The sequence below is a fragment of the Pseudomonas sp. FEN genome (genome assembly GCF_904067045.1).
Lineage (GTDB): Bacteria > Pseudomonadota > Gammaproteobacteria > Pseudomonadales > Pseudomonadaceae > Aquipseudomonas.
In genome coordinates this window covers 168572-194618 of record NZ_CAJFDC010000036.1, presented here as the reverse complement: position 1 = coordinate 194618, position 26047 = coordinate 168572, and the positions used below count along the sequence as shown (strand labels likewise).

Here is a 26047-nt window from a genome sequence, read left to right as displayed (position 1 = left end):
CTTAAGCCTGAACCAGCGGGCCGGGATTTTTCAGGTACTGCTCGCGGATCGCCCGGGCCGACCAGTAGGTCAGCGCCGCCACCAGGCCGGTGGGGTTGTACCCCAGGCCCTGGGGGAAAGCCGATGCGCCGGGGACGAAGACGTTGTGCACATCCCAGGATTGCAGGTAGCGGTTCAGGGCGCTGGTCTTCGGGTTGGTGCCCATGATCGCGCCGCCGTTGAGGTGGGTGGTCTGGTAGGACGCGGTGTTGAAATGCTCGCCCACCTGCTTGCCCAGCAGGGCAATCGACTTGGGGTTCATGGCTTCGGCGACCTTGCTCATTTTCCCGACCATGAAGCGGTTCATCTTGATGTCGTTTTCCTGCCAGTCGAAGGTCATCCGCAGCAGCGGCAAGCCGTAGGCATCACGGTAAACCGGGTCGAGATCCAGGTAGTTGCCCCGGTAGGACTGATGTGCACCGTGGGCATCCATCGACACCTGGTGGGTGTAGTAATCCGCCGTGGCGCGTTTCCAGGCACTGCCCCAGGCCGGCGTACCCGGCGGGTTCGAGGTCCCGGCAATCGGTCGGCTGCCCGCCTGGTTGACCCACATCGGCGAACCGCCGACAAAGCCGTGGGGGCCGTGGTCGAAGTTGTCGGCGTTGAAATCGTCCATTGCCACGCCGTTGCCGCCGGCGCCGATAAAGTTGTTGGTGTGCACGTCCTTGTCGAAGAAAGCCTTGATGGTGGCCATGTTCTGGTAGGCGAAGTTCTTGCCCACCACGCCTTCGCCGGTGAGCGGGTCGTAGGGTTTGCCGATGCCGGACAGCAGCATCAGCCGCACGTTATGGAACTGGAAAGCGCCGAGAATCACCAGGTCGGCCTGTTGCTCCACCTCGCGGCCCTGGGCGTCGATGTAGGTCACCCCGGTGGCCTTGCGCTTGCTGCTGTCGAGATTGACCCGCAGCACGTGGGAATTGGGTCGCAGTTCGAAGTTCGCCACTTGCCGCAGCGCCGGCAGAATGTTCACGTTCGGCGACGCCTTGGAATACATGTAGCAGACATAACCACTGCAGAAACCGCAGAAATTGCACGGCCCCATCTGTGCACCGTAAGGGTTGGTGTAGGGCCCGGAGGTATTGGCCGACGGCAGGTTGTAGGGCTTGTAGCCGACCTCGCTCGCGGCTTTCTGGAACAGCTGCGCGGAATAGGTGTTCTTCTGCGCTTCCAGCGGAAAGGGATTGGAGCGATCCGGGGCGTAGGGGTTGCCGCCCTTGCCTGCGCCCACCACCTGCCCCTTGACGGTCCAGGCCTGACCCGAGGTGCCGAAGACCTTTTCCGCGTAGTCGAAGAACGGCTCCAGCTCTTCGTAGCTCACGCCGAAGTCCTGGATGGTCATGTCCTTGGGAATGAAGTGCTTGCCGTAACGCTCTTCGTAATGACTGCGAATGCGCAGCTCGATGGGATCGACCCGGAAGTGCACGCCCGACCAGTGCAGGCCGGCGCCACCCACGCCGTTGCCCGGCAGGAACGCGCCGAGCTGACGGTTCGGCAGGGCTATGTCATTGACGCTATGGCGAATGGTGACGGTTTCCTTGGAGATGTCCTGGAAGAGTTTCTTGCGCACGCTGTAGGTGAGCTCGTCGATCACCTGTGGGTAATTGCCATCGGGGTAGGTGTCCTGCATCGGCCCCCGCTCCAGGGCCACGACGTTGAGTCCGGCTTCGGTCAGCTCCTTGGCCATGATTGCCCCGGTCCAGCCGAAACCAACGATCACCGCGTCGACCTTGTTCATTTGAATCGCCATGCTCACGCCCTCTCGCCGCGAATGGATACAGCCGGGAAGGGGTACTGCTCGTTGCGTTCAACCCAATCCATGAAGTCGGCGCGGGCGCCGGGGAAGCCGATCAGGGTCCAGCCCACCAGGCCTTTGTTGCCACCATGGATCGGGTCGCAGAAGAACCCTTCCTTGGTGTTTTGCAGCAGAAAACTGAAGAAAATCTTCGGCGGAACGCTGTCGAAAGGCGCGTCGCCGGCCTCCAGTTGCTTGAGCAAGGCGTCCTGGGTAGCGCTGTCTTGCCCAGCAAAGGTTGAGCCATGCAGCTTTTTGCACCAGGCCTCCGTGGCGGCGATACCCAGGCGATAGATCTCCCGGGGCACCAGTTTGCTTTGCCAGCCCATCTCGGGCGCCGCGTCGGCGGCGAAGGGGCCCTGCATGAACCACAGGGCACCACTGGCATAGGGCGTGTTCATTTGCCGATCGATGTATTCCGGGACACCGGCTTCCAGGGCGCCCGGGCCTTGGGCGTCGGCCGGAATCAGGCGGGCCACGGCGGCATTGAGAAAGGCCCATTCCTCGGCGGTAAAGAAGGTCGGTTCATAATGCCCGGCGTTGACCGGCGCCTTGTCGGGGGTAGCGGGCGTCGCTTGCGATGCGGCCTGCAGGACACTGCTGCCCAGCGCGGTGCTCGCCACGGTCACCACCGGGATCAAGGTCAGGGTTTTGCGCAAAAACTCACGCCGCGGGTTATCTCGATCTTGATCAGACATGGCGCTACCTCACTCATCATGTACGCAGGGAATAATCGGCCACTTCAATTGAGCAACCTGTCTTTTTCGGGTCGCGGTTTCTATCGAGGCACCTCAGATAGAGCACATCACAGCAACCTTTAGTTACAAATGATAGCAGCCTAAGCATCAAGATGAACCGATTCAGCTTAAAATCCCGGGCTTTATCCAACACCTGTTCCGTCCCTCTCACGAATCTTTGACACTCGACTCACAGGCTTTTGATCCGGGAAAATCAATGCTATAGGGCAATGTCGAGTTCTCTCTTTCCGGGCGCCGTCCATATGTCGATCGTTCGTTTCCTTTCCGCCCTGGGCCTGATCTGCTTCACCGGCTTGCTGTTGCCCGTGGCCCAGGCAGACGACAGCAGCGGCCAACGCCCGGCACAATGGGCAACCCCGGTGGGCAACCAATACAACCTCAACCAGATGACCCCGACGCTCTACCGCAGCACCTTGCCGGACCGCAACGCCGTGCCGATCCTGGCCAAGCTGAACATCACCACCGTGATCAACTTCCAGCCGGACGCCGATTCCAGCTGGTTATCGGACCCTGGCATCAAACAGGTGCAGCTGCCTTACCGGACCGGCCATGTCGACGACGCCGATGTGTTGACGATTCTGCGGGCGATCAGGGACGCCGAGAACAAGGGTTCGGTGTTGATCCACGATAAACAGGGCTCGGAACGCACCGGCCTGATGGCGGCGATGTACCGTGTGGTGATCCAGGGCTGGAGCAAGGAGGAGGCCCTGAGCGAGATGATCATGGGCGGGTTCGGCGACAGCCCCCACTTCAAGGACAGCATCCGCTACATGATGCAGGCGCATATCGACAAGCTGCGCGAAGCCCTGGCCAGCGGCGCCTGCAGCACCAATCCTTATGCCACCTGCGCGGTGAAAAGCTGGCTCAAGTCCGCAACTGTCGAGTGATTGCCGGGGGGATGAGCCGGGCGTGACCCGGCTCGGCAGACAGCACTTCGGCGTTTACTGGCCGTCCGGCTTCTTCAGCTTGGGATTGGGGAAGAACTGCACGGTCTGGACCTTGCTGTCCTGCGCCGGCTTGACCGCCACGGTGTTGACCCGCGTGCCCAACTCCTTGGGCACTGACAAGCCTTGCTCGTTCAGGGTATCGGCATAACCGCAGGCCACGCACTCACGGTGTGGAACGTCGTTTTCGCTCCACATCATCAATTTGTCCGGCTCGCTGCACGCCGGGCAGACCGCCCCGGCGATAAAGCGCTTCTTGGTCTTGATCACGGGTACCTCGCTCATGCCGCGGCATCCTCGCTCAGGCCGCTGTGACGCAAGAGTGCGTCAATCGACGGCTCGCGACCACGGAAGTCGACGAACAGCAGCATCGGCTCCTGGGAACCGCCACGCGCCAGGATTGCTTCACGGAAAGCCCGCCCGGTCTGCTCATTCAGTACCCCCTCTTCCTCGAACCTGGAGAACGCGTCGGCCGAGAGTACTTCCGCCCACTTGTAGCTGTAGTAACCCGCCGCGTAACCGCCGGCGAAAATATGCGCAAAGCTGTTGGGGAAACGGTTGTAGGCCGGCGGACGCATCACCGAGACCTCGTCGCGCACACCTTCGAGGACCTGCGCCACGCTGCGGCCGTCGCCATGGGTGGCATGCAGTTCGAAGTCGAACAGCGAGAATTCCAGTTGGCGAACCATCATCAACCCAGACTGGAAGTTCTTCGCCGCGAGCATTTTCTCCAACAGGTCCTGGGGCAGTGGCTCGCCGGTTTCGTAGTGACCGGAGATCAGCGACAAGCCTTCGGGCTCCCAGCACCAGTTTTCCATGAACTGGCTCGGCAACTCCACGGCATCCCAGGCCACGCCGTTGATGCCGGACACACCGGCATGCTCGATACGGGTCAGCAGATGATGCAGGCCATGGCCGAATTCATGGAACAGGGTGGTGACTTCATCATGGGTCAGCAACGCGGGCTTGCCGCTATCGGCCGGGGCGAAGTTGCACACCAGGTTGGCCACCGGGTTCTGCAGGACGCCATCGATGGTACGCCGACGGTCGCGGGCACCGTCCATCCAGGCACCGCCACGCTTGTTGGCACGGGCGTAGAGGTCAAAGAAGAAACGCCCGACGTGCTCGCCGTTCTCCTTGATTTCGAACAGGCGGACATCCGGGTGCCAACTGTCGAAACCGCTCTGCTCGGCAATCTCGATACCGTACAGGCGCTGGACAATGGCGAACAGCCCGCCCAGCACCTTGTCGATCGGAAAGTAGGCACGCAGGGCTTCCTGGGAAACGCTGTAGCGTTGCTCACGCAGCTTCTCGCCGTAGTACCCGCTGTCCCAGCTCTGCAGTTGCGCGCAGCCTTGCTCGGCGGCATAAGCCTTGAGCTGTTGCAGGTCCTGGGCGGCGAACGGCTTGCTGCGCTTGGCCAGGTCGCGCAGGAAGGTCAGCACCTGATCGCCGGAATTGGCCATCTTGGTCGCCAGGCTCAATTCGGCGAAGTTGGCGAAGCCCAGCAATTGCGCCAGTTCCTGGCGCAGGTCGAGGATCTCTTCCATCACCGGACCGTTGTCGTACTGGCCGGCGTTCGGGCCCTGGTCCGAGGCGCGGGTGCAGTAGGCGGCGTATACCTCTTCGCGCAGCGCACGGTCCTGGGCGTAGGTCATCACCGCGTAGTAGCTGGGGAATTCCAGGGTGATCAACCAGCCGTCCAAGCCCTTGGCCTGGGCCGCGGCGGCCATCTGCGCCCGGGAGGACTCGCTCAATCCGGCAAGACCGGCCTCATCGGTAATGTGCCGGGTCCAGGCCTGGGTCGCGTCGAGCAACTGGTTGGAAAAACGACTGCCCAGTTCGGAAAGCTTGCTCTGCACCTCGGCGTAGCGCTTCTGCTGCTCGGGCGGCAGGTCGATACCCGACAGGCGGAAGTCGCGCAGGGAGTGTTCGAGAATGGTTTTCTGGCCCACGTCGAAACTGCTGGCCTCGGGACTGTTCGCCAGGGCTTCGAAGGCCTGGAACAGTTCACGGTTCTGGCCCAGTTCGGTGGAGTAGGCGCTCAAGGCGGGCAGGCAGGCCTCATAGGCTTCGCGCAGTTCGGCGCTGTTGCACACCGCATTGAGGTGGCTGACCGGGCTCCAGGCGGCGCCCAGGCGATCATTGAGTTCATCCATCGCCAGGACCAATCCGGCCCAGGTAGGCTGCTGGCCTTGGCTTGCCAGAATAGCAGCGATGGCCGCACGGTTGTCCGCCAGGATCTGTTCGATGGCCGGCAGCACGTGTTCGGCGCGGATCGCCGAGAACGGCGGCAGGTCGTAGGACTGCAGAAGAGGGTTGTTCACGCTCACGGTTGGCACCTTGGCTGGAAGAAACATCTGCCCATCTTAATTACAATCGACGTCGACCGCAGCTATCAACCACTAAAGAGAGCGTCTATCGTGACCCTTCGTACCTATCAGAACCACACGCCGGCACTGGGTGAACGGGCCTTTGTCGACCGTTCGGCGGTGGTGATCGGCGACGTCGAAATCGGCGCCGACAGCTCCATCTGGCCACTGACCGTGATCCGCGGCGACATGCACCGCATCCGCATCGGCCAGCGCACCAGCGTGCAGGACGGCTGCGTGCTGCACATCACCCACGCCGGGCCCTTCAACCCCGAGGGGTTCCCGCTGCTGATCGGCGACGACGTGACCATCGCCCACAAGGTCATGCTGCATGGCTGCACGGTGGGCAACCGGATCCTGATCGGCATGGGCAGCATCGTCATGGACGGCGCGGTCATCGAGGACGAGGTGATCGTCGGTGCCGGCAGCCTGGTGCCACCGGGCAAGCGCCTGGAAAGCGGCTTTCTCTACGTCGGCAGCCCGGTCAAGCAGGCCCGCGCGCTGACGGACAAGGAACGGGCGTTTTTCACCTACAGTGCGGCGAACTACGTGAAACTCAAGGATCAGCACATGGCCGAAGGTTACCATCAGGTCGGTTGATCATTCTTTGCACAGTCCAGGACACCCCATGCATTACCAGACGATTCTGTTCGACCTCGACGGCACCCTGACCGATCCACGCGAGGGCATCACCCGTTCGATCCAGTATGCGCTGGGCAAACTGGGGATCGAGGAGCCGGACCTCGGCAAGCTCGAACACTTTATCGGGCCGCCGCTGTTGCAGGCCTTCATGCAGTTCTACGGTTTTGACGAGGCCAGGGCCTGGGAAGCAGTGGACTTCTACCGTGAGCGCTTCAAGGTCACCGGGCTGTATGAAAACCGCGTATTCGAGGGGGTTACACCACTACTGGAGCTGTTGGGCGGGCAAGGGCGCACACTGTATATCGCCACGTCCAAGCCCTCGGTGTTTGCCCGGGAGATCGCCCGACATTTCGATTTTGCCCGGCACTTCAAGGTGATCTACGGCAGTGAGCTGGACGGAACGCGAGCCGACAAGGTCGAGCTGATTGCCCACCTGATCGCCGAAGAAGGGTTGGAGCCGCGCAATACGCTGATGATCGGCGACCGCAAGCACGACCTGATCGGCGCGCAACGCAATGGCCTGGACGCCGCGGCGGTGGGGTATGGGTTTGGCAGTTTCGAGGAGTTGAGTGCGCAGCAACCGGCTCATCATTTCCAGACGCTGGCACAGCTGCATCAGGCGTTTATGTAAGACGTCGGACTGGGCGCCGACCATCAATTGTGGCGAGCGGGCTTGCCCGCGTTCGGCTGCGAAGCAGTCGTAAACCTGCCAACCCGATTTACCTGATACATCGAGTTTGCAGGTTTTAGGGGCGCTTCGCCCCCCAGCGCGGGCAAGCCCGCTCGCCACACATCCTCAGCCAGGCATCAACTTACGCAACGCCACCTTGCGTTCGTCAACCGGCAAGCCCCCGAGCTTTTCCACCGCACTGAAAAACGCCGGCCAGTCACCATTGACTTGCTTGAACAGCGCCGCAAACGCCGGCACCCACTGGTCATACAAGCCAAAGGGCAGCAGCTTGGCGTTATTCAGCGGAGTATTGATCCAGGCGTCATAACGCTTGTCGCCTGCCCACTGCGTTGCCTGCACCCGGCGGTACTCCTGACGCAGACGTTCAAACTCCGCCGCCTTGCGCTCACGCATCTGTTCGGCCGGCAAAGGCTGGGCATAGAGCGCCTGCAGACGTTCACGGGTCTGCAGCACCAGCTCGATAAACTGATCCTTCTGTGCCACTTCATTGACCTTGGCCGGCGGCAAGCCCCGCGCCGCCCGCCACTGCCGCGTGCCTTCCTGCTCGACGAAGTTGGCATAGGACTCGTTGAACTCGGTGTCGTCCTTCACATAAAAGCGCTGGTGCGCCAGCTCGTGAAAGATCAGCGTTGCCAGGCGCTCGTCGCCCCAGGTCATCATCGAGCTGATAATCGGATCGTCGAACCAGCCCAGCGTCGAGTAAGCCTCGACCCCGCCGATGTACACGTCCATGCCCCGCTGTTTCTGCAGCGCCGCCTCGCCGCGCGCCGCGCCCTGGTTGTAATAGCCGCGATACGCCACGCAGCCGGCAATCGGAAAACAATGCTGCTGTGGGATCAGGGAAAATTCCGGCGTCGAGAAAACATTCCAGACCACATAAGGGCGTTTGATGTCCGCATACAATCGGTAACTGCGGTTGTCGGGCAGGTGCAACTGCGCGCTGGCGAACGTCCGCGCCTGCTGGGACTGGGCCAGGTGCTCGCGCAGCTTGGGCTCGCGGCTCGGATCGGCGATCACCTCGACCACCGGCTCCCGGGCGCGCAACAGGCTCAACTGCCCACCGGCCAGTTGGCTGTAATAACCGAGGCCGCTGCAACCACCGAGCAACAGCAGCACGGCGCCTATCGAACCGCGTAGCACGGGTCTTAACATCATGAAAATCATCCGGCAAAAAGCTGGCGCAAGACTATCGCGCGGACCGAATACTTTTCCATGAATGATTCTTGAGGTTCAGGTGTTCACTGAAATGAGACCACCCCGCCACCAGGCTGACGTCCGGAACATCCCGGGGCCTCTGAACGCAGGTATGCTTATCTTCTGACAGAGTGGAAACCATCATGCGCAAACTTCTCCCTGTACTCGCCCTCGCCAGCCTCGGCGGCTGTATCAGCCCGTTACCGGCAGTGAACCCACAAATGGCCTGGGTCGACCTGGACACCCACACCGGCAAGCTGATCATGGCCGAAAGCCTGGACAAGCAGCGTCTGCGCGACGGACGCTTTTTCCAGGTCACCCCGGGCAGCCACGAACTCGTGGCGCGCTTCGATTTCGAGGTCTATGCCGGCGGTATGGCGATGAACCTCGATCCCTCGGAGCGCCTGTGCTACCTGAGCGTGCACTATGACCACTTCGAAGCCGGCCGACGTTACCGCCTGGAGGGCATTTCCCTGGGCTTCAACGCCAGCGCACGCTTGTACAACGACAGGGGTGAAGTGGTGGCCGAAGAAAACAAGGTGTTCTGCATTCCGTAGCCAGGCTTCAGCGGTCGTTCTTCTGATAGATGATTTTCTTGCTGCCGCCGTCGCAACTGCCGACGACCATGTTCTGGTCGTGGACTTCATCGTTGGCGACGATTTCCAGGGTGTAGGAACTGACGCCAGCGGCCTGGATCTTGGTTTCGATCTCAGCCTTGAGCTCGTCACACGGCTTGACCGCGGCCAAGGCCGAGCTGGCCAGCACGCAACAGAAAATCCCCAGGGCAATACGTTTCATGGTCGAACTCCTTGACTACGGCAGCGCGTCGCAAGGGCTTACGCAGAAGCTGCCACTATGTGTTCGACCACAACTACGTCGACCAAGTTCTGACACACCTCACCTCCCGGGTGCCTGCAGGAGCCGGATCAGGGCACCAAGGTTCCGTCCAGGCTGATCTTGGCGTTCAACACCTTGGACACCGGGCAACCCTCCTTGGCTTTTTTGCTCAACTCATCGAACTGCTGCTGGCTGGCGCCGGGGATTTTCGCCGTGAGCGTCAGGTGCACCGCCGTGATCGCAAAACCACCGTCGACCTGATCCAGCGTCACTTCGGCCTGGGTCTCGATGCTGTCAGCCTTGAGACCGGCATCGCCGAGAATCATCGAAAAGGCCATGGAGAAACACCCCGCGTGAGCGGTGCCGATCAGTTCTTCCGGGTTGGTGCCCTTGCCGCCCTCGAAACGTGCCTTGAAGCCGTAAGGCGCCTCGCGCAACACCCCGGTTTCCGTGGAGATGGAGCCGATGCCGGTTTTCAGGTCGCCCGCCCAATGAGCCGATGCTTTTTTCTTGATACTCATAGCTGCCTCCTCAAAAGCCGACGCGAAGGGTTCACGTCGGGGTCAAGATTCTGAGGATAGACGCTGGCGCAAAGTTCACTTTGTAAGACTGATCTGAAAAAAATACAGGTTAAAAACAGCTCAGCCCTTGAAACTCGGGTATATGCCCACATTCCCTGGAGACCGGCAGGTTTTTCGACACCCGATGAAGCCTGCGTCCCCTCACATGGAGTAGCAGGCTCATGAAGCGACTGTCCGATACCCGGTTTTCCACCCTGGACCTGGTGCCCGTGCGCCAGGACGGCAGCCCGGCGCAATCGCTGCGCAATTCGCTGGATCTGGCCCGCCATGTGGAGAAGTTCGGCTATCACCGCTTCTGGGTCGCCGAGCATCACAACATGGACGGTATCGCCAGTTCGGCCACTTCGGTCCTGTTGGGTTACCTGGCGGGCGGCACTTCGACCATTCGCGTCGGTTCCGGTGGCGTGATGCTGCCCAACCATGCGCCACTGGTGATCGCCGAACAGTTCGGCACCCTGGAAAGTCTCTACCCTGGCCGTATCGATCTGGGCCTGGGCCGCGCGCCGGGCTCCGATCAGATGACCGCCCGGGCCTTGCGCCGCGAGCGCTTGGGCAGCGCCGACGACTTCCCCGAGGATGTCACCGAGCTGATGGGCTACCTGGGCCCGCGTACCCCCGAACAACGGGTGATCGCCATGCCGGGCACTGGCACCCAGGTGCCGATCTGGTTGTTGGGGTCGAGCCTGTTCAGTGCACAGCTTGCCGGGGAGAGGGGTTTACCCTACGCCTTCGCCTCACATTTCGCGCCGCGCTACATGCATGAGGCAATTCGCGTCTATCGCAACCACTTCAAGCCTTCGGCGGTGCTCGACAAGCCCTATGTGATGCTCGGCGTGCCGCTGGTGGCCGCGGATACCGATGAACAGGCCGACTACCTGGCGACCTCGGTGTACCAGCGCATCCTCGCCCTGATACGTGGCCAGAGCCTGGTGCAACGGCCTCCGGTACAGAGCATGGATGGCCTGTGGCTGCCGCATGAGAAAGAGGCGGTGGCGAGTTTCCTCGGCCTGGCGATGGTCGGCAGCCCGGCGAAAATCCGCGCCAAGCTGGAAGTGCTGATCGAGCAGACCCAGGCCGATGAGCTGATCTTCACCTGTGACCTGTATGAACATGCCGACCGGTTGCATTCCTTCGAGCTGCTGGCGCAGGTCATGAAGGGCTGACAGCCTGCGTCCATCGCGGACAGGCTGGTTCTTGCGGGAACAGCCGGTCGACGGCTCGCGATGGGTTTCGGCAGCGATAAAAAAAGCCGGCGCATGACGCCGGTCTTAATAGCTACTCAGGCTTATTTGCGCTTGTAGACGATTTCCTTTTTGCCCGCCGCGCAGCTGCCAATGGTCTTGCCATCAGCGCCGGTATTGCCGGCCTTGTCGACGATCTGCAGCGAATAGCCATGCACACCCTTGGCTTCAAGCTTGTCCTTGATCTCCTTCTCCACCACGTCGCACGGCTTGCCCGCCGCCAGGGCGGTTCCCGCCAGACTCAACAAACCTACAGCCAGCAAAAGCTTTTTCATCGATCACATTCCCTGGTCAGATCAAAAAAAGTGCGGCGGCTATTGGCCGACGCACCTTGGGGCTATTCAGCGCCCTCTATATAACAATCAATATGGCAGTCGGCCAGCCTATAAGTTCAAAAGGCCAGTATTTGTTCAGCTATTGGCGATCCTGAACCCGACTTTCAAGGTCACCTGGAAGTGCGCGGCCTTGTTGTCCTTGATATGCCCACGGGTGTCGAGCACCTCGAACCACTCCAGGTGCTTGATGCTTTTTCCGGCTTCGGCCAGGGCGTTGTTGATGGCGTCTTCTATGCTGGTGGGGGAAGAACCTACCAGTTCGATTTTCTTGTAGGTGTGATGGTCGCTCATGCTGTTCTCCTAAGTCCCAAGGGCTGTCCAGAGAGCCTAGCAGTGATTTCTTCCACAGCTCGCATCGAGTCACCCCATGACGCCATGCAGACTTTCTGCACTTTCACACAGCGCGGGAGTCCCAACCTAAACACGCCACTCAACTGCGGGAGAGCGCCGATATGGCCAGCAATTCACTACGTAAAGCCTCATTGCAAAGCATGGAAGCCGAGATCGAACACCTGCTCAAGTCCCTCGAAAGCCTCAAGGACGATGCCTCGGACGAGTCGCGCAAGACCCTCAAGGCGCTGCGCGGCAATGCCGAGAACGCGCTGAGACATTCGCGCCACCTGCTCAGCGATGCCTATGAAGAGGTCAAGGTCAAAACCCGCGAAACCGGAATCGCGACCCGCGATTATGCCCAGGAGCATCCGTGGACGACCGCCGGTATCGCGGTGGGTGCGTTGGGGCTGTTGGCAGCCTACCTGCTGTGCACACGCAGGGATTGAGGAACATCACTCGCTGACGGGAACAACACGAACTTGCAGGAGCAGGGCTTGCCGGATCGCCGCGAAGCTTTTGGCGGTCTCGGGGCCTCTTCGCGGGCAAGCCCAGCGCCTACAAGGGCTTGTGTTATCAACAAGGGTCTGTGTGATCAAGTGATACCGCGTTCAAGCTCGGTCTTGAGCCATTGCGCCAACTGTTGGGCGCGTCCATCGGCGGCACGCCGGGGTAGCCATAATGCCAGCCGCCCCGGGGTCTCGTTGAAGCCCCAGGGCGCCACCAGCCGACCGGCACGCAAATCATCCGCCACCAGCGGCTGCGGCGCGATCGCCACGCCCAATCCGGCCACCGCGGCTTCGAGCAGGTAGTACAGATGTTCGAAACCCTGGCCGTACTTCAATGCCGCCGGATCGATACCGTTCTGCCGGGCCCAGCTGGGCCAGGCCTGCGGTCGCGAGGTGGTGTGCAACAGCGCTTCGCCCACCAGCCCACGAGCCGGTGCCCGCAGCAACGACTCGTAACGGGCAAAATGCGGGCTCAAGACCGGCCCGATCCGTTCGCTCGCCAGCTCAACGACCTGCATATCCGCCGGCCACGGTGGTTCGGCGAACAGCAGCAGGGCATCGAGTCCCGGCTTGCGCGGATCGAGATCGCCTTCACCCGCCGACAGGTGCAGGCGCAAGTCGGGCAAGTCGGCATTCAGCCGCCCCAATCGCGGAATAAACCAGCGCGCCAGCAGGCTCCCGGAACAACCCAGTACAAACGGCGCATCCGCCGTGCTCTGGACCAGTTCGGCGCAGACACCACGCAGCCGTTCGAACGCCTCGAAACTGGCGTCGCGCAGGCGTATTCCCGCATCTGTGAGTTTCAGGCCGCGCCCGTCCTTGACGAACAGGCTCAGCCCCAGGTGTTCCTCGAGCACTTTCAATTGCCGGCTGACCGCCCCATGGGTCACATGCAGCTGCTCGGCCGCCTGACTGACGCTGTTCAAGCGGGCGGTGGCCTCGAAGGCGCGCAAGGCATTGAGCGGGGGAAGGTCGCGGCTCATGGTATCTGTGAGTTTTCCTGACAGGTTTCGGCGATCTTATCGGTTTTCATCCGCGCCTGTCATGGTTAGAGTGAACCCATTGCCCATTCAATCGTCCACCTGGAGCCTCCCATGACCCAGTCCAACCTGCGCAACGGCCCCGATGCCAACGGCCTGTTCGGCACATTCGGCGGCCGCTACGTGGCCGAAACCCTGATGCCGCTGATCCTCGACCTGAACCGCGAATACGAAGCCGCCAAGATCGATCCGGCCTTCATCAAGGAACTGGCCTACTTCCAGCGCGACTACGTCGGTCGCCCAAGCCCGCTGTATTTCGCCGAACGCCTGACCGAACACTGCGGCGGCGCGAAGATCTACCTCAAGCGCGAAGAGCTGAATCACACCGGCGCCCACAAGATCAACAACTGCATCGGCCAGATCCTGCTGGCGCGGCGCATGGGCAAGAAACGCATCATCGCCGAGACCGGCGCCGGCATGCACGGCGTGGCCACCGCCACCGTGGCCGCGCGCTTCGGCCTGGACTGCGTGATCTACATGGGCACCACCGACATCGAGCGCCAGCAGGCCAACGTGTTCCGCATGAAGCTGCTGGGCGCCGAAGTGATTCCGGTGGTCGCCGGTACCGGCACCCTGAAAGACGCGATGAACGAAGCCTTGCGTGACTGGGTGACCAACGTCGACAGCACCTTCTACCTGATCGGCACCGTCGCCGGCCCACACCCATACCCGGCCATGGTCCGCGACTTCCAGTCGGTGATCGGCAAGGAAACCCGCGAGCAGTTGCAGGCCCAGGAAGGGCGCCTGCCCGACAGCCTGGTGGCGTGCATCGGTGGCGGCTCCAACGCCATGGGCCTGTTCCATCCGTTCCTCGATGACACCAGCGTCGAAATCATCGGCGTCGAAGCGGCCGGCCACGGCATCGAAACCGGCAAGCATGCCGCCAGCCTGAACGGCGGCGTGCCCGGTGTGCTGCACGGCAACCGGACCTTCCTGCTGCAGGACGACGACGGCCAGATCATCGACGCCCACTCGATTTCCGCCGGCCTCGACTATCCCGGCATCGGCCCGGAACACGCCTGGTTGCACGACATCGGTCGCGTCCAGTACACCTCGATCACCGATCATGAAGCCCTGGCCGCATTCCACCAGTGCTGCCGCCTCGAAGGCATCATTCCGGCCCTGGAAAGTGCCCACGCTCTGGCCGAAGTGTTCAAGCGCGCGCCGACCCTGCCCAAGGATCACCTGATGGTGGTCAACCTGTCCGGTCGCGGCGACAAGGACATGCAAACCGTCATGCACCATATGCAACAGTCCCAGCAGGAGAAACACTGATGAGCCGCCTGCAAACCCGCTTTGCCGAGCTGAAACAACAGAACCGCGCCGCCCTGGTGACCTTTGTCACCGCCGGCGACCCGGGTTATGACACTTCCCTGGCGATCCTCAAAGGGCTGCCCAAGGCCGGTGCCGACGTGATCGAGCTGGGCATGCCCTTCACCGATCCGATGGCCGATGGCCCGGCGATCCAGCTGGCGAACATCCGTGCCCTGGCCGCCAAGCAGAATCTGGCGAAAACCCTGCAGATGGTTCGCGAGTTCCGCGCCGAGAACAACGAAACCCCACTGGTGCTGATGGGTTACTTCAACCCGATCCACCACTATGGCGTGCCGCGCTTTATCGCCGATGCCAAGGCGGCTGGCGTCGACGGCCTGATCGTGGTCGACCTGCCACCGGAACATAACGGCGAGCTGTGCGATCCGGCCCAGGCCGCCGGCCTGGACTTTATCCGTCTGACCACTCCGACCACCGACGACGCCCGCCTGCCCACCGTGCTCAACGGCAGCTCCGGCTTCGTCTACTACGTGTCGGTGGCCGGTGTGACCGGTGCCGGCTCGGCGACCCTGGAACACGTCGAAGAGGCGGTGGCCCGCCTGCGGCGCCACACCGACCTGCCGATCAGCATCGGTTTCGGTATTCGCACACCGGAGCAGGCCGCGGCCATCGCCCGGCTGGCGGACGGCGTGGTGGTCGGCTCGGCGCTGATCGATCACATCGCCAACGCCACCACCGACGAGCAGGCTGTCGATGGCGTGCTGAGCCTCTGCGCGGCCCTCGCCGAGGGCGTGCGTACAGCACGCTGAAGCACTCGGCACGACCCGGAGGGATCCAGGACCACCGTCTTGGGTCCCTTTTTCATGGGCGCCGGTTGACCCCGATGACAGGCTTGTCGGAGCCCTCCGCGGGCCCAACGAGCATGAGCGTTTATTGACAGAACCGCGCTGTCAAAGGGGGCAATCATTTCATTCTCTTTCCGCAAGCTTCGGCAGTACCGGGCAATACCGGCGAGAGACGGCCGCGCAGGAGCGCTGGATCGTTACCAATGAGAAATGGATGCCCTATGACCCTCGCTATCGCCTGTACCTTCGATCAATTATCCGCCCCTGAAACCCCTCGCCCCAAGCGGGTCAGGTCGGTGACGCCCACCCCACGCGAAACGCCGCCGCCAAGACAGGACCTGTCCAGCCTGTTCGCGTTCGAACCCCTGGCTCCCAGCGCCCCGGGCCTGGCCTCAGACACCCGGGCTCCGGCGGGAACAGCTGGCGCATCAATGAACAACATCCGCGTGCGCGACTGTCTCGAAAACCTGAGCCAGCGGCTGGGCGAACAACATGATCGCTGGCGATGACGCCGGTACCCGCCAAAGGTAAAGTTCCTGATACAAAGGAATCTAAACCTCGCCACACACACTAATAGAACAAGACCCGGGGGTTTGAAGCCATGCCTTCACCCCTTTCGTTGTATTGCCTGTGTGGTGAGGAATGCCCCCGATGAAAATGCCCAAACGCCTGATGACCGGCCTTGGTCTGCTGATACTCAGCGCCAGCCCTCTGCTGCACGCCGAGGACCAGTGGCACGGTGAAGATCATGATCGAGGTGGCTATGACCAACGGGACCGGGGTGGTGACAGAGGACCTGGGCGGGAGCATGACGAGCGTAATTGGCACCGCCCGCCCCAGGACTTCGGCCCGATCCGACAGATCATTCATGAGGACCGCGAACATTTCGGCCGCGGTGCGCCACCGCCACCGGGCTACCGCCTGGTGCGCGGCCAACCGCTGCCACGCGGTTACGAAGGCGAGCGCCTGGACGGCCGGGCGCTCGGCCGCTTGCCGGAGTATGAGGGTTACGAGTGGCGGCGCATGGGCAATGACGTGGTCCTGATCGCCATCGGCACCGGGATCGTCTACGAGATTCTCGACGGCGTGCTGAACTGACCGTTCGAGACACTAGAACAGCGACAGATCCAATGGCCTGACCGCTCCCATCCAGATCCCATGATCGCGATGGTCGGCCAGGTCATCGCCGGTCAGGGGATGCAGGAACACCACCAATCCCTTGCGGTTCAGCGCCAGCCACGGCAATACCACACCGATGTATTGCGCATCGAATGCCAACTGGCAACTCCAGTCCGGATGCGGTCCCACCGGGCGCTGGTGCAGCCGTCCCATCTTCAACGGCAAGGTCGCTGCCGCCAGTTCACACAGCTCACGGGCCTGCTCCAGGGTTGAAGCGTCGAAATAGATATGGGCGTGGTAGCCCTGGATACGTTGCATGCCGCTCTCGTTCGCCCAGTATCGGATAGTGGCTTGACGCTACACCGCAATCGAGGGCAAGCCCAGCCCCACCAGCGATTGCGCACTGTCGGCCTGCTCGGCCATCAACCAGTCGAAGAAACGCTGGATCAGTGCTCCGCGCCGTTTACGCTGGGGCAACACCACGTAGTAGCCAAAGGAGGAAATCGCCGTCTGGCTGATCGGCCGACATAACAAGCCTTGCTCCAACAGGTTATCCACCAGGTGTCGCCAACCAATGGCCACGCCCTGGCCACCGATCGCCGCCTGGATCAGCAAGGTGTAGTTGTCGAAACGCAATTGCCCCGGTGCCGGTGCCACGGTGAGTCCCAATTCGCGAAAAACCCCGCTCCAGTCGAACCAGTGACTGCTGTTTTCGCCCTTGAGATGCAGCAATGGAAACTCCAGCAAGGCCCGCGGCGGCAATGGCAGCTCGCGCTCCTTGAGCAATCGCGGGCTGCACACCGGAAACACTTCCTCGCTGAACAACCAGTGACTCTCGCCTTGCTTGAAACGCCCCTTGCCGAACAACACCGCCACATCGATATCGGTGCGCAACATGTTGTGACTGCGCTCACTGGTCACCAGGCTGACATCGACCTGGGGATTGGCCGCGTGAAAGCGATGCAGGCGCGGCATCAGCCAATAGGCGGCAAAGGCAAAGTCGGTGGCGACCTGCAACACCTCGTGCTGACGCTGGGCGGTGACCGCGCTCAAGCCACTGTCGATACTCTGCAAACCAACCTGCACCTGCTCGAACAGCATCGAACCGGCTTCGGTCAGCTCGATGCCCCGATAGATGCGGTCGAACAGGCGGGTGCTCAGTTGTTCTTCCAAGCGTTTGATCTGCTGGCTGATGGCCGGTTGCGTGGTGCCCAGCTCCACCGCCGCGGCGGTAAAACTGTGATGACGGGCCGCCGCTTCGAAGGCCCGGAGCAGGTCGAGGGACAGGTCACCCAGCGCTTCATACATAAGCTGTACTTATCCTAGTCATTGTCTGGCAGGGGCTTTACCACTGAATCCATGGGCCACATGCTGGCTCTCAGCACTATCGCATAACAATTCACTATGGAATGCCGCGATTACATGAAGCGCAAGAACATTCTCTTCATCATGGCCGATCAAATGGCCGCGCCGCTGTTGCCGCTCTATGGTGCATCGCCCATCAAGCTTCCGAACCTGAGCCGCCTGGCCGCCCAAGGCGTGGTCTTCGATGCCGCCTACTGCAACAGCCCACTCTGTGCGCCGTCGCGCTTTACCCTGGTGAGCGGCCAACTGCCGAGCAAGATCGGCGCCTACGACAATGCCGCCGATTTCCCCGCCGACGTGCCGACCTATGCCCATTATCTGCGGCGCCTGGGCTACCGCACCGCGCTGTCGGGCAAGATGCACTTCTGTGGGCCGGACCAACTGCATGGCTATGAAGAGCGTCTGACCAGCGACATCTACCCGGCGGACTACGGCTGGGCGGTGAACTGGGACGAGCCCGACGTGCGCCCCAGCTGGTACCACAACATGTCCTCGGTACTACAGGCCGGCCCCTGTGTGCGCACCAACCAGCTGGACTTCGATGAAGAGGTGGTCTTCAAGGCGCGACAGTACCTGTTCGATCATGTGCGCGAAGACGGCGACCAGCCGTTCTGCCTGACCGTGTCCATGACCCACCCGCACGATCCCTACACCATTCCCAAGGCCTTCTGGGACCTGTATCGCGACGAAGACATTCCGCTGCCACGGACCCCGGCCCAGGACAGCCTCGACCCGCATTCCCAACGCTTGCTCAAGGTCTACGACCTGTGGGACAAGCCGCTGCCTGTGGATAAGATCCGCGATGCGCGCCGGGCCTATTTCGGAGCCTGCAGCTATATCGACAGCAACATCGGCAAACTCCTGCAAACCCTCGAGGAAACCGGCCTGGCCGAGAACACGTTGATCGTATTCTCCGGCGACCACGGTGACATGCTCGGCGAGCGTGGCCTCTGGTACAAAATGCACTGGTTCGAAATGTCCGCCCGGGTGCCGCTGCTGATCAGCGCGCCGGGACAATTTGCCGCCGGGCGGGTCAGTTCCGCCGTCTCCACCGCCGACCTGCTGCCGACCCTGGTGGAACTGGCCGGCGGTACGCTACAGGCCGAGTTGCCGCTGGACGGGCGCTCACTGGTCCCGCACCTCACGGGCACGGGCGGGCATGACGAAGTATTCGGCGAATACATGGCCGAAGGCACGATCAGTCCGCTGATGATGATTCGTCGCGGCGCCTACAAATTCATCTACAGCGAAGACGACCCCTGTCTGCTCTTCGATATCCACAACGACCCCTTTGAGGAGGAGGAACTCAGCCAATCAGCGCCGCATCAAGCACTCTTCAACGACTTCCTGGCCGAAGCCCGGGCGAAATGGAACATCCCGGCGATCCACCAACAGGTGCTCGCCAGCCAGCGGCGGCGGCGTTTCGTCGCCGGCGCGCTGGCCCAAGGAAAGCTGAAGAGCTGGGATCACCAGCCACTGGTCGACGCCAGTCAGCAATACATGCGCAACCATATCGACCTCGATGACCTGGAACGCAAAGCACGTTATCCACAACCCTGCCAAAACCAATAACGAACGTAAGGGGAAGCCGATGAAGAAGTTATCCACAGCACTGACGGCGGGCGTCCTGGCCATGAGCTGCCTGAGTGCCCATGCCGAGCAAAGCTGCGACACGGTGAAAATGGCCGATCCGGGCTGGAGCGATATCGCCGCAACCAACGCCATTACCAGCCTGCTGCTGGATGGCCTGGGCTACAAGGCCAAGGTCGACACCCTGGCGGTACCGATCACCTATGGCGGTCTCAAGGACGGCCAGGTGGATGTGTTCCTCGGCAACTGGATGCCGGCGCAGCAGGGTTTCCACGACAAGTTCGTGGCCAATGGCGAGGTCACGCAACTGACGAAGAATCTGGATGGCACCGAATTCACCCTGGCGGTCCCGGATTATGTCTGGGATGCGGGTGTGCATAACTTTGCCGACCTGAACAAGTACGCCGACAAGTTCGACAAGAAGCTCTATGGCATCGGTTCCGGGGCGCCGGCCAATGCCTCGCTGGCGGAGATCATCAAGAAGAACGAGTTCGACCTCGGCCAGTGGAAATTGGTGGAGTCCAGCGAACAGGCGATGTTGGCCGAAGTGGCTCGCTCGGTGAAGAAACAGAAGTTCGTGGTGTTCCTCGGCTGGACCCCGCACCCGATGAACGTGCAGATGAAAATGCATTATCTCAAGGGTGGCGAGAAGTACTTCGGCGATACCGGCAGCGTCTATACCCTGACCCGCAAGGGTTATGCACAGGCCTGCCCGAACGTTGGCAAGTTGCTGAGCAATCTGAGCTTCACCCAGGACATGGAAAACAGCATCATGGCCGAGGTGGCGAACAAGAAGCTGAGCAATGCCGAGGCGGCCAAGGCCTGGATCAAGGCCAATCCGGCGGTGCTGGACAAATGGCTGGACGGGGTCAAGACCGTGGATGGCCAGGATGCCTTGCCGGCGGTGAAGGCCAAGCTCTGATCCTCGCGCAACCTGTGAGATCCGACATGACCTGTTGAAATGCGCCATAACCTGTGGCGAGCGGGCTTGCCCGCGCTCGGCTGCGCAGCAGTCGTAAAACCAGTGTCTCAGTTATGTCTGACACGCAGTGATCACAAGTTTTAGGGGCGCTTCGCGCCCCAGCGCGGGCAAGCCCGCTCGCCACAAGACCGCGTTCGGCTGCTTGCACCTGTCACCACAACCCCTCACTCCGACGCCGACTCACCCAACCGAGAGACCCATGGGCTGGACCAACCGCCACAAACTCCTGCCATTTCTCAGCTGGCTGCCGCGCCAGACCCGCGCCAGCGTCAGCCGTGACCTGATCGTCGGCCTGAGCGGGGCCATCCTCGCACTGCCACAATCGGTCGCCTACGCCCTGATCGCCGGCCTGCCCCCCGAATACGGCCTCTACGCGGCCATCGTCCCGGTGTTGATCGCCTGTCTCTGGGGCTCGTCCTGGCACCTGATCTGCGGGCCCACGGCCGCCATCTCAATTGTTCTGTTCGCCAGTGTCAGCCCGCTCGCGGTGCCCGGCAGCCAGGACTACATCACCCTGATCCTGCTGCTGACCTGCATCGCCGGGATCTTCCAGTGGCTGCTGGGCATGCTGCGCTTCGGCGCCCTGGTGAATTTCGTCTCGCATTCGGTGGTGCTGGGGTTCACCCTGGGCGCCGCCGTGGTCATCGCCCTCGGGCAGTTGCCGAATCTGCTGGGGCTCGACATCCCCAACCAGGCGACCGCGCTGAACAGCCTGCTGCAACTGAGCCAACGCCTCGGCGAACTGGACAAGCCCTCGCTGCTGCTGGGGCTAGGTACCCTGATCCTCGGCGTCAGCCTCAGATCCCTGCTGCCACGCTGGCCGACCCTGTTGCTCACCCTGGTACTGGCCAGTGCGCTGGTCTGGCTGTTCCCGGGCCTGTTCGGGCAGGTGCGTCTGGTCAAGGGTTTCATTGGCCAGTTGCCCCCATTCAGCCCCTTGCCACTGGACCTGGAAACCATTCTGCGGCTGCTGCCCAGCGCCGTCGCGGTGGGCATGCTCGGGCTGGTGACCAGCCTGTCGATTGCCCGTTCGATCTCGGCGCGTTCGCAACAACTGCTCGACGCCAATCAGGAAGTTCGTGCCCAGGGTCTGTCGAACATGCTCGGCAGCCTGTTTTCCGGCTATCTGTCAGCCGGCTCGTTCACCCGCGCCGCGCTGAGCTACGAGGCCGGCGCCCATTCCCCCCTGGCCGGGGTGTTTTCCGCGCTCTGGGTGGCGTTGTTCGCCGTGACCGGCTCGGCATTGATCGCGCATATTCCAATCCCGGCGATGGCCGGCAGTATCCTGATGATCAGTTGGGGCCTGGTGGACCGCAGGGGCATCCGCGCATTGTGGCGGGTCAGTCACGCCGAGTTCGCGGTGATGGCCCTGACCTGCGTGGCGACCCTGCTGCTGGAGTTGCAGACGGCAATTTATGCCGGGGTGCTGGCTTCGCTGTTTTTCTATCTCAAGCGCACCTCACAGCCGCGGGTCCAGCATTGGCGCGATGGCGACGAGGATGTATTGCGGGTTGGTGGCTCGATCTTTTTCGGCGCCAGCCATTACCTGCAAGTGCGCTTGCAACAGTTACACGGGGCGAAGGTGGTAATCGAGGCGCAGCAAATCAACTTCATCGATTACTCGGGGGTGGAGATGCTGCACCAGGAGGCCCGGCGCCTGGCGCGAGAAGGCCGCAGCCTGACCCTGAGGCGGGCGCGGGCGCCGGTGGTGGAAGAGTTGGTCAAGCTGGAGGGCGTGGATAAGTGCCCGATCCTGTTTGAGGACTGAGCACACGACACGATCTTGTGGTCATCGCGGTCCCTTGTGAGCCTGGCTTGCCAGCGAATGGACCATCAAAGTCGCCAAAAGCTTCGCGGCGGTGCCGCGAAGAGGCCCTGACAGACGACGCAAGACTCAAATGGCCTCCTACAAGGCCAACAACCGCCGCAACTCCGCCAGCACCGGAGCGGTATCCGGCCGCACACCGCGCCACAGAAAGAATGCTTCCGCCGCCTGTTCGGCCAACATGCCCAGCCCAGCCATCGACACCGCCGCGCCGTGCTCGCTCGCCCAGCGGCAGAACGCCGTCGGTTCCTTGCCGTACATCATGTCGTAGCAGAAGGTCTTGCCGGCTTCGATCAAACTCGGCGCAATCGGCGGCACCTCACCCGACAGGCTCGCCGAGGTGGCATTGATGATCAGATCCACCGGCTCCCGCAACCAGTCAAAGCCGCTGGCGGACACCGGCCCCAGGTCGGCGAACAGTTCGGCCAGCAACTCGGCTTTCTCGACCGTCCGATTGGCGATGATCACCGAAGCCGGCCGCTCCGCCAGCAACGGCTCCAGCACGCCACGTACCGCTCCACCAGCACCGAGCAACAGGATGCGCTGGCCTTGCAGGCCGAACCCGGCATTGACCGTCAGGTCGCGCACCAGTCCAGCGCCGTCGGTGTTATCGCCCAGCAGGCTGCCATCGGCCAGCTTGCTCAGGGTATTCACCGCCCCGGCCCGCCGCGCCCGCGCCGTCAGGCTGTCGGCCAGGCGGTAGGCCTCTTCCTTGAACGGCACCGTCACATTGGCCCCGCGTCCTTCCTGGAAAAAAGCCCTGGCGCAGCTGGAAAAATCATCGAGGGGTGCCAGCAAGGTGCTGTAGTCCAGTTGCTGGGCGGTCTGTTCGGCAAACAGACGATGAATCAGCGGCGATTTGCTGTGGCCGATGGGATTACCGAAAACGACGTAACGGTCCATCAGGCGCGGCCCTCCGCCAGCCAGTCGCGGTCCTGCAGGAAATACTCGGTCAGGCGTGCTTCTTCACTACCCGGCTCGGCCTTCCAGTCATAGCCCCAACGCACTTGCGGCGGCAATGACATCAGGATCGATTCGGTGCGCCCACCCGATTGCAGGCCGAACAGGGTGCCACGGTCGTACACCAGGTTGAATTCCACGTAACGACCGCGACGGAACTCCTGGAACTCACGCTGCTGTGCGGTCCAGGCCTGGGCCTTGCGACGCTGCACGATCGGCAGGTAGGCCTCGATATAGGCATCGCCGATTGCCCGCATGAAGGCGAAACTGGTGTCGAAATCCCACTCGTTCAGATCATCGAAGAACAAGCCGCCGATGCCCCGCGGCTCATTGCGGTGCTTGATATGGAAGTAGCTGTCGCACCAGGCCTTGTAGCGTGGGTAGACCTGGGCGCCGAACGGCGCGCAGGCGCGCTCGGCCACCTGGTGCCAATGCACGCAGTCTTCGATGTTCGCGTAGTAGGGGGTCAGGTCGAAACCGCCGCCGAACCACCAGACAGGCTCCTCACCTTCTTTCTCGGCAATGAAAAAGCGCACGTTGGCATGGGACGTTGGTACGTGGGGGTTGTGCGGGTGAATCACCAGGGACACACCCAGGGCCTCGAAACCACGCCCGGCCAGTTCCGGACGATGGGCGCTGGCGGACGGCGGCAGGCCGCTGCCGAAGACGTGGGAGAAGTTGACACCGCCTTTCTCGATCAGTTGACCGTCGGCGATCACCCGGGTCCGACCGCCGCCACCGGCCGGGCGGGTCCAGGCGTCTTCGACGAAACGCGCGCCACCATCTTCGGTTTCCAGGGCGGCACAGATACGGTCTTGCAGGTCGAGCAGATAGGCTTTCACGGCCTCGGTGCGGGTAGTCATGGCATCACCTTGATCGGGCAAAGCCACACGGCTGATCGGATGGCCGGTGGCAAAGAGGCGCGTAGCATAGCATCGCGTTTGCGCTCGTCACTGTTGACGAAGGTCAAGCGAAGGAGTCCGATAGGGCCCTTGCATCGCGCAGCACAGCGCCCGTTTGTGAAATTTCCAAGGAGAGAAAGATGGCCAAACGTATCCAGTTTCACGCCCATGGCGGCCCCGAAGTCCTCGAGTATGTCGACTACACCCCCGCCGAGCCCGGCCCACAACAGGTGCGGGTACGCAACCACGCGATCGGCCTGAATTTCATCGACACCTATTTCCGTAGCGGCTTGTATGCGCCACCGGCCCTGCCATCGGGCCTGGGGGCCGAAGGCGCGGGCGTGGTCGATGCGGTCGGCAGCGAGGTCAGCCAGTTCAAGGTCGGTGACCGCGTGGCCTACGGCAGCGGCCCGCTGGGCGCCTACAGCGAACTGCATGTGCTACCGGCGGCCAATCTGGTACACCTGCCAGACGGCATCAGTTTCGAACAGGCCGCCGCGGTGATGCTCAAGGGCCTGACGGTGCAATACTTGTTGCGCCAGACCTATGAGTTGAAGGGCGGCGAAACCGTGCTGTTCCACGCCGCCGCCGGCGGTGTCGGCCTGCTCGCCTGCCAGTGGGCCAAGGCCTTGGGCGTGAAGCTGATCGGCACCGTCAGTTCGCCGGAAAAAGCTGCGCTGGCCAAGTCCCTGGGGGCCTGGGAAACCATCGACTACAGCCATGAGGATGTGGTCAAGCGGGTTCTTGAGCTGACCGATGGCAAGAAGGTCCCGGTCGTGTATGACGGCGTGGGCAAGGACACCTGGCTGACCTCGCTGGACTGCCTGGCGCCCCGTGGGCTGATGGTCAGCTTCGGCAATGCTTCCGGCGCGGTGGACGGGGTCAACCTGGGGATTCTGTCGGCCAAGGGCTCGCTGTATGTCACCCGGCCGACACTGGCGACCTACGCCAACAACGCGGAAAACCTGCAGGCCATGGCCAAGGATCTGTTCGGGATGATCACCAGCGGTAAGCTGAAGATCGAGATCGGCGCCCGTTACCGCCTGGCGGACGCGGCCAAGGCCCAGGCCGAACTGGCGGCGCGGCGCACTACCGGGTCGACGGTGCTGTTGCCGTGATCGAGGTGGATGGCCGCTGCTGACGCGGCGGCTTGCCAGCGCTGGACGATGTGGCGAGGGGGCTTGCCCCCGTTGGGGTGCGAAGCGCCCCCAAAACCTGCCATCTCGGTGTATCAGATAGAACCACGACTATGGTTTTACGACTGCTTCGCAACCGAGCGTGGCGGTGTGGTATTCCGACAAGCCCGCTCGCCACAAGACTCCCCCTACGCCGGGCGCACCACCTTGCCGGTCGCCAGGTCGCGAATCAGGCTCGGGTTCTTGCGCCCGCCCAGGTTACCGCCCAGCACCAGGTCGATCTGCCCGCGGAAATACTGCTCCACGCGAATCCGTGTGCGCGCCGCCGGACGCCCCTGCGGATTGGCCGAGGTGGAAATCAGCGGCCCCACCAGCGCGCACAGGTCCCGCACCAACGGATGATCGCTGACTCGCAAGGCCACGGTGTCATGCTGGCCGGTGATCCATTCCGGCAACAGGTCCTGATGCGGCACCAACCAGGTATTGGGCCCTGGCCAAGTACTGGCCATGCGGTCAATCCAGTCTTCGGGGAAATCCTCGAACAAAAAATCGAACTGGCGAATGTTGTCGGCGATCAGGATCAGGCCCTTGTCCACCGAACGATTCTTGATCGCCAGCAGACGGTCCACCGCCTCTTCGTTCCACGGATCGCAACCCAGCCCCCAGACCGCCTCGGTTGGATAGGCAATCACCGCCCCTGCGCGAATTTCTCGTGCGGCTTCTTGCACACGCCAACTGTTGACCAT

The 26047-nt window shown here is 62.2% G+C and carries 29 protein-coding genes; 14 read left to right on the top strand and 15 right to left on the bottom strand.

Going from position 1 to position 26047, the window contains the following annotated elements:
- Position 1: 1 nt before the first annotated feature.
- Together PFEN_RS24560 and PFEN_RS24555 are read right to left on the bottom strand one after the other, a co-directional pair.
- Positions 2-1786 carry a GMC family oxidoreductase gene (locus PFEN_RS24560; RefSeq protein ID WP_191489220.1) on the bottom strand — a complete coding sequence of 595 codons (1785 nt, stop codon included), beginning with the start codon at positions 1784-1786 and terminating at the stop codon, positions 2-4.
- A gap of 2 nt (positions 1787-1788) precedes the next feature.
- Entirely contained in the window at positions 1789-2529 is a 741-nt protein-coding gene (locus PFEN_RS24555; RefSeq protein WP_191489219.1) for a gluconate 2-dehydrogenase subunit 3 family protein, read from the bottom strand.
- A 302-nt stretch (positions 2530-2831) separates the two neighbouring features.
- Here PFEN_RS24555 and PFEN_RS24550 point away from each other — a divergent pair, with 302 nt between their 5' ends.
- Positions 2832-3476: a dual specificity protein phosphatase family protein gene (locus PFEN_RS24550; protein ID WP_191489218.1), complete on the top strand. Its 645-nt coding sequence runs from the start codon at positions 2832-2834 to the stop codon at positions 3474-3476.
- 54 nt (positions 3477-3530) lie between these two features.
- Here the strand turns inward: PFEN_RS24550 and PFEN_RS24545 are convergent, their stop codons facing one another.
- Together PFEN_RS24545 and prlC are read right to left on the bottom strand one after the other, a co-directional pair.
- A complete protein-coding gene (locus PFEN_RS24545) occupies positions 3531-3818 on the bottom strand; it encodes a YheV family putative zinc ribbon protein (protein WP_191489217.1) in 288 nt (95 codons plus the stop codon).
- Positions 3815-5893, bottom strand: coding sequence for an oligopeptidase A (prlC, locus tag PFEN_RS24540; protein ID WP_191489216.1), 2079 nt, complete (start codon positions 5891-5893; stop codon positions 3815-3817). The genes PFEN_RS24545 and prlC overlap by 4 nt, the downstream gene beginning before the upstream one ends.
- 63 nt (positions 5894-5956) lie before the next feature.
- On the opposite strand from prlC, the gene PFEN_RS24535 reads away from it, so the two are divergent.
- Together PFEN_RS24535 and PFEN_RS24530 are read left to right on the top strand one after the other, a co-directional pair.
- Complete coding sequence (locus PFEN_RS24535) at positions 5957-6505, top strand: gamma carbonic anhydrase family protein (RefSeq protein WP_191489215.1); 549 nt, start codon at positions 5957-5959, stop codon at positions 6503-6505.
- Positions 6506-6533: 28 nt separating this feature from the next.
- The gene (locus PFEN_RS24530; protein ID WP_191489214.1) at positions 6534-7178 is read left to right on the top strand and encodes an HAD family hydrolase; all 645 of its coding nucleotides are present in this window, start codon (positions 6534-6536) and stop codon (positions 7176-7178) included.
- 165 nt (positions 7179-7343) lie between these two features.
- Here the strand turns inward: PFEN_RS24530 and PFEN_RS24525 are convergent, their stop codons facing one another.
- Positions 7344-8393 carry an aminopeptidase gene (locus tag PFEN_RS24525; protein ID WP_191489213.1) on the bottom strand — a complete coding sequence of 350 codons (1050 nt, stop codon included), beginning with the start codon at positions 8391-8393 and terminating at the stop codon, positions 7344-7346.
- Between the two features lie 182 nt (positions 8394-8575).
- Between PFEN_RS24525 and PFEN_RS24520 the strand changes: the two genes are divergently transcribed.
- On the top strand, positions 8576-8989 hold the full coding sequence (locus PFEN_RS24520; RefSeq protein WP_191489212.1) for a hypothetical protein: 414 nt from the start codon (positions 8576-8578) through the stop codon (positions 8987-8989).
- 7 nt (positions 8990-8996) lie between these two features.
- Here the strand turns inward: PFEN_RS24520 and PFEN_RS24515 are convergent, their stop codons facing one another.
- Positions 8997-9230, bottom strand: a complete 234-nt coding sequence (locus tag PFEN_RS24515) for a DUF1161 domain-containing protein (protein WP_191489211.1) — start codon at positions 9228-9230, stop codon at positions 8997-8999.
- A gap of 128 nt (positions 9231-9358) precedes the next feature.
- Positions 9359-9790, bottom strand: coding sequence for an OsmC family protein (locus tag PFEN_RS24510; RefSeq protein WP_191489210.1), 432 nt, complete (start codon positions 9788-9790; stop codon positions 9359-9361).
- A gap of 221 nt (positions 9791-10011) precedes the next feature.
- On the opposite strand from PFEN_RS24510, the gene PFEN_RS24505 reads away from it, so the two are divergent.
- Positions 10012-11013 (top strand): LLM class flavin-dependent oxidoreductase, encoded by a 1002-nt coding sequence (locus PFEN_RS24505; protein ID WP_191489209.1) that lies wholly within the window; start codon positions 10012-10014, stop codon positions 11011-11013.
- Between the two features lie 122 nt (positions 11014-11135).
- On the opposite strand, the gene PFEN_RS24500 is transcribed toward PFEN_RS24505, so the two are convergent.
- Together PFEN_RS24500 and PFEN_RS24495 are read right to left on the bottom strand one after the other, a co-directional pair.
- The gene (locus tag PFEN_RS24500; RefSeq protein WP_191489208.1) at positions 11136-11366 is read right to left on the bottom strand and encodes a DUF1161 domain-containing protein; all 231 of its coding nucleotides are present in this window, start codon (positions 11364-11366) and stop codon (positions 11136-11138) included.
- Positions 11367-11501: 135 nt separating this feature from the next.
- Positions 11502-11717 carry a dodecin gene (locus PFEN_RS24495; RefSeq protein WP_100939968.1) on the bottom strand — a complete coding sequence of 72 codons (216 nt, stop codon included), beginning with the start codon at positions 11715-11717 and terminating at the stop codon, positions 11502-11504.
- A 161-nt stretch (positions 11718-11878) separates the two neighbouring features.
- On the opposite strand from PFEN_RS24495, the gene PFEN_RS24490 reads away from it, so the two are divergent.
- On the top strand, positions 11879-12205 hold the full coding sequence (locus PFEN_RS24490; RefSeq protein ID WP_191489207.1) for a DUF883 family protein: 327 nt from the start codon (positions 11879-11881) through the stop codon (positions 12203-12205).
- Between the two features lie 146 nt (positions 12206-12351).
- Here PFEN_RS24490 and PFEN_RS24485 read toward each other — a convergent pair whose 3' ends face one another.
- Entirely contained in the window at positions 12352-13248 is an 897-nt protein-coding gene (locus PFEN_RS24485) for a LysR family transcriptional regulator (RefSeq protein ID WP_191489206.1), read from the bottom strand.
- 111 nt (positions 13249-13359) lie between these two features.
- Between PFEN_RS24485 and trpB the strand changes: the two genes are divergently transcribed.
- The 4 genes from trpB to PFEN_RS24465 all read left to right on the top strand — a co-directional run bounded on the left by trpB (position 13360) and on the right by PFEN_RS24465 (position 16520).
- On the top strand, positions 13360-14580 hold the full coding sequence (trpB, locus tag PFEN_RS24480; RefSeq protein ID WP_191489205.1) for a tryptophan synthase subunit beta: 1221 nt from the start codon (positions 13360-13362) through the stop codon (positions 14578-14580).
- A complete protein-coding gene (trpA, locus tag PFEN_RS24475; protein ID WP_191489204.1) occupies positions 14580-15386 on the top strand; it encodes a tryptophan synthase subunit alpha in 807 nt (268 codons plus the stop codon). The genes trpB and trpA overlap by 1 nt, the downstream gene beginning before the upstream one ends.
- Positions 15387-15643: 257 nt before the next feature.
- The gene (locus PFEN_RS24470; protein WP_191489203.1) at positions 15644-15931 is read left to right on the top strand and encodes a hypothetical protein; all 288 of its coding nucleotides are present in this window, start codon (positions 15644-15646) and stop codon (positions 15929-15931) included.
- A gap of 142 nt (positions 15932-16073) precedes the next feature.
- Positions 16074-16520 carry an anti-virulence regulator CigR family protein gene (locus tag PFEN_RS24465; RefSeq protein WP_191489202.1) on the top strand — a complete coding sequence of 149 codons (447 nt, stop codon included), beginning with the start codon at positions 16074-16076 and terminating at the stop codon, positions 16518-16520.
- Between the two features lie 12 nt (positions 16521-16532).
- On the opposite strand, the gene PFEN_RS24460 is transcribed toward PFEN_RS24465, so the two are convergent.
- Both PFEN_RS24460 and PFEN_RS24455 read right to left on the bottom strand, forming a co-directional pair.
- Positions 16533-16859 carry a DOPA 4,5-dioxygenase family protein gene (locus PFEN_RS24460; protein ID WP_191489201.1) on the bottom strand — a complete coding sequence of 109 codons (327 nt, stop codon included), beginning with the start codon at positions 16857-16859 and terminating at the stop codon, positions 16533-16535.
- 39 nt (positions 16860-16898) lie between these two features.
- Positions 16899-17849, bottom strand: coding sequence for a choline sulfate utilization transcriptional regulator (locus tag PFEN_RS24455; protein ID WP_191489200.1), 951 nt, complete (start codon positions 17847-17849; stop codon positions 16899-16901).
- A 114-nt stretch (positions 17850-17963) separates the two neighbouring features.
- Here PFEN_RS24455 and betC point away from each other — a divergent pair, with 114 nt between their 5' ends.
- From betC to PFEN_RS24440, 3 genes are all read left to right on the top strand, one after another.
- Positions 17964-19478, top strand: a complete 1515-nt coding sequence (gene betC, locus PFEN_RS24450) for a choline-sulfatase (RefSeq protein ID WP_191489199.1) — start codon at positions 17964-17966, stop codon at positions 19476-19478.
- A 19-nt stretch (positions 19479-19497) separates the two neighbouring features.
- Positions 19498-20418, top strand: coding sequence for a choline ABC transporter substrate-binding protein (locus PFEN_RS24445; RefSeq protein WP_191489198.1), 921 nt, complete (start codon positions 19498-19500; stop codon positions 20416-20418).
- A gap of 259 nt (positions 20419-20677) precedes the next feature.
- Positions 20678-22246 (top strand): SulP family inorganic anion transporter, encoded by a 1569-nt coding sequence (locus tag PFEN_RS24440; RefSeq protein ID WP_191489197.1) that lies wholly within the window; start codon positions 20678-20680, stop codon positions 22244-22246.
- Between the two features lie 138 nt (positions 22247-22384).
- Here PFEN_RS24440 and aroE read toward each other — a convergent pair whose 3' ends face one another.
- A complete protein-coding gene (aroE, locus tag PFEN_RS24435; protein ID WP_191489196.1) occupies positions 22385-23206 on the bottom strand; it encodes a shikimate dehydrogenase in 822 nt (273 codons plus the stop codon).
- Positions 23206-24126, bottom strand: coding sequence for an oxygen-dependent coproporphyrinogen oxidase (hemF, locus tag PFEN_RS24430; RefSeq protein WP_191489195.1), 921 nt, complete (start codon positions 24124-24126; stop codon positions 23206-23208). The genes aroE and hemF overlap by 1 nt, the downstream gene beginning before the upstream one ends.
- 179 nt (positions 24127-24305) lie before the next feature.
- Here hemF and PFEN_RS24425 point away from each other — a divergent pair, with 179 nt between their 5' ends.
- A complete protein-coding gene (locus PFEN_RS24425) occupies positions 24306-25283 on the top strand; it encodes an NADPH:quinone reductase (RefSeq protein WP_191489194.1) in 978 nt (325 codons plus the stop codon).
- A 206-nt stretch (positions 25284-25489) separates the two neighbouring features.
- Here the strand turns inward: PFEN_RS24425 and PFEN_RS24420 are convergent, their stop codons facing one another.
- Positions 25490-26047, bottom strand: coding sequence for an L-threonylcarbamoyladenylate synthase (locus PFEN_RS24420; protein ID WP_191489193.1), 558 nt, complete (start codon positions 26045-26047; stop codon positions 25490-25492).

Excerpts from the sequence above, each read along its gene's own strand:
- PFEN_RS24560 (WP_191489220.1), bottom strand. The coding sequence starts at position 1,786 with ATGGCGATTCAAATGAACAAGGTCGACGCGGTGATCGTTGGTTTCGGC.
- PFEN_RS24555 (WP_191489219.1), bottom strand. The coding sequence starts at position 2,529 with ATGTCTGATCAAGATCGAGATAACCCGCGGCGTGAGTTTTTGCGCAAA.
- PFEN_RS24550 (WP_191489218.1), top strand. The coding sequence starts at position 2,832 with ATGTCGATCGTTCGTTTCCTTTCCGCCCTGGGCCTGATCTGCTTCACC.
- PFEN_RS24545 (WP_191489217.1), bottom strand. The coding sequence starts at position 3,818 with ATGAGCGAGGTACCCGTGATCAAGACCAAGAAGCGCTTTATCGCCGGG.
- prlC (WP_191489216.1), bottom strand. The coding sequence starts at position 5,893 with ATGTTTCTTCCAGCCAAGGTGCCAACCGTGAGCGTGAACAACCCTCTT.
- PFEN_RS24530 (WP_191489214.1), top strand. The coding sequence starts at position 6,534 with ATGCATTACCAGACGATTCTGTTCGACCTCGACGGCACCCTGACCGAT.
- PFEN_RS24525 (WP_191489213.1), bottom strand. The coding sequence starts at position 8,393 with ATGATGTTAAGACCCGTGCTACGCGGTTCGATAGGCGCCGTGCTGCTG.
- PFEN_RS24520 (WP_191489212.1), top strand. The coding sequence starts at position 8,576 with ATGCGCAAACTTCTCCCTGTACTCGCCCTCGCCAGCCTCGGCGGCTGT.
- PFEN_RS24515 (WP_191489211.1), bottom strand. The coding sequence starts at position 9,230 with ATGAAACGTATTGCCCTGGGGATTTTCTGTTGCGTGCTGGCCAGCTCG.
- PFEN_RS24510 (WP_191489210.1), bottom strand. The coding sequence starts at position 9,790 with ATGAGTATCAAGAAAAAAGCATCGGCTCATTGGGCGGGCGACCTGAAA.
- PFEN_RS24505 (WP_191489209.1), top strand. The coding sequence starts at position 10,012 with ATGAAGCGACTGTCCGATACCCGGTTTTCCACCCTGGACCTGGTGCCC.
- PFEN_RS24500 (WP_191489208.1), bottom strand. The coding sequence starts at position 11,366 with ATGAAAAAGCTTTTGCTGGCTGTAGGTTTGTTGAGTCTGGCGGGAACC.
- PFEN_RS24495 (WP_100939968.1), bottom strand. The coding sequence starts at position 11,717 with ATGAGCGACCATCACACCTACAAGAAAATCGAACTGGTAGGTTCTTCC.
- PFEN_RS24490 (WP_191489207.1), top strand. The coding sequence starts at position 11,879 with ATGGCCAGCAATTCACTACGTAAAGCCTCATTGCAAAGCATGGAAGCC.
- PFEN_RS24485 (WP_191489206.1), bottom strand. The coding sequence starts at position 13,248 with ATGAGCCGCGACCTTCCCCCGCTCAATGCCTTGCGCGCCTTCGAGGCC.
- trpB (WP_191489205.1), top strand. The coding sequence starts at position 13,360 with ATGACCCAGTCCAACCTGCGCAACGGCCCCGATGCCAACGGCCTGTTC.
- trpA (WP_191489204.1), top strand. The coding sequence starts at position 14,580 with ATGAGCCGCCTGCAAACCCGCTTTGCCGAGCTGAAACAACAGAACCGC.
- PFEN_RS24470 (WP_191489203.1), top strand. The coding sequence starts at position 15,644 with ATGACCCTCGCTATCGCCTGTACCTTCGATCAATTATCCGCCCCTGAA.
- PFEN_RS24465 (WP_191489202.1), top strand. The coding sequence starts at position 16,074 with ATGAAAATGCCCAAACGCCTGATGACCGGCCTTGGTCTGCTGATACTC.
- PFEN_RS24460 (WP_191489201.1), bottom strand. The coding sequence starts at position 16,859 with ATGCAACGTATCCAGGGCTACCACGCCCATATCTATTTCGACGCTTCA.
- PFEN_RS24455 (WP_191489200.1), bottom strand. The coding sequence starts at position 17,849 with ATGTATGAAGCGCTGGGTGACCTGTCCCTCGACCTGCTCCGGGCCTTC.
- betC (WP_191489199.1), top strand. The coding sequence starts at position 17,964 with ATGAAGCGCAAGAACATTCTCTTCATCATGGCCGATCAAATGGCCGCG.
- PFEN_RS24445 (WP_191489198.1), top strand. The coding sequence starts at position 19,498 with ATGAAGAAGTTATCCACAGCACTGACGGCGGGCGTCCTGGCCATGAGC.
- PFEN_RS24440 (WP_191489197.1), top strand. The coding sequence starts at position 20,678 with ATGGGCTGGACCAACCGCCACAAACTCCTGCCATTTCTCAGCTGGCTG.
- aroE (WP_191489196.1), bottom strand. The coding sequence starts at position 23,206 with ATGGACCGTTACGTCGTTTTCGGTAATCCCATCGGCCACAGCAAATCG.
- hemF (WP_191489195.1), bottom strand. The coding sequence starts at position 24,126 with ATGACTACCCGCACCGAGGCCGTGAAAGCCTATCTGCTCGACCTGCAA.
- PFEN_RS24425 (WP_191489194.1), top strand. The coding sequence starts at position 24,306 with ATGGCCAAACGTATCCAGTTTCACGCCCATGGCGGCCCCGAAGTCCTC.
- PFEN_RS24420 (WP_191489193.1), bottom strand. The coding sequence starts at position 26,047 with ATGGTCAACAGTTGGCGTGTGCAAGAAGCCGCACGAGAAATTCGCGCA.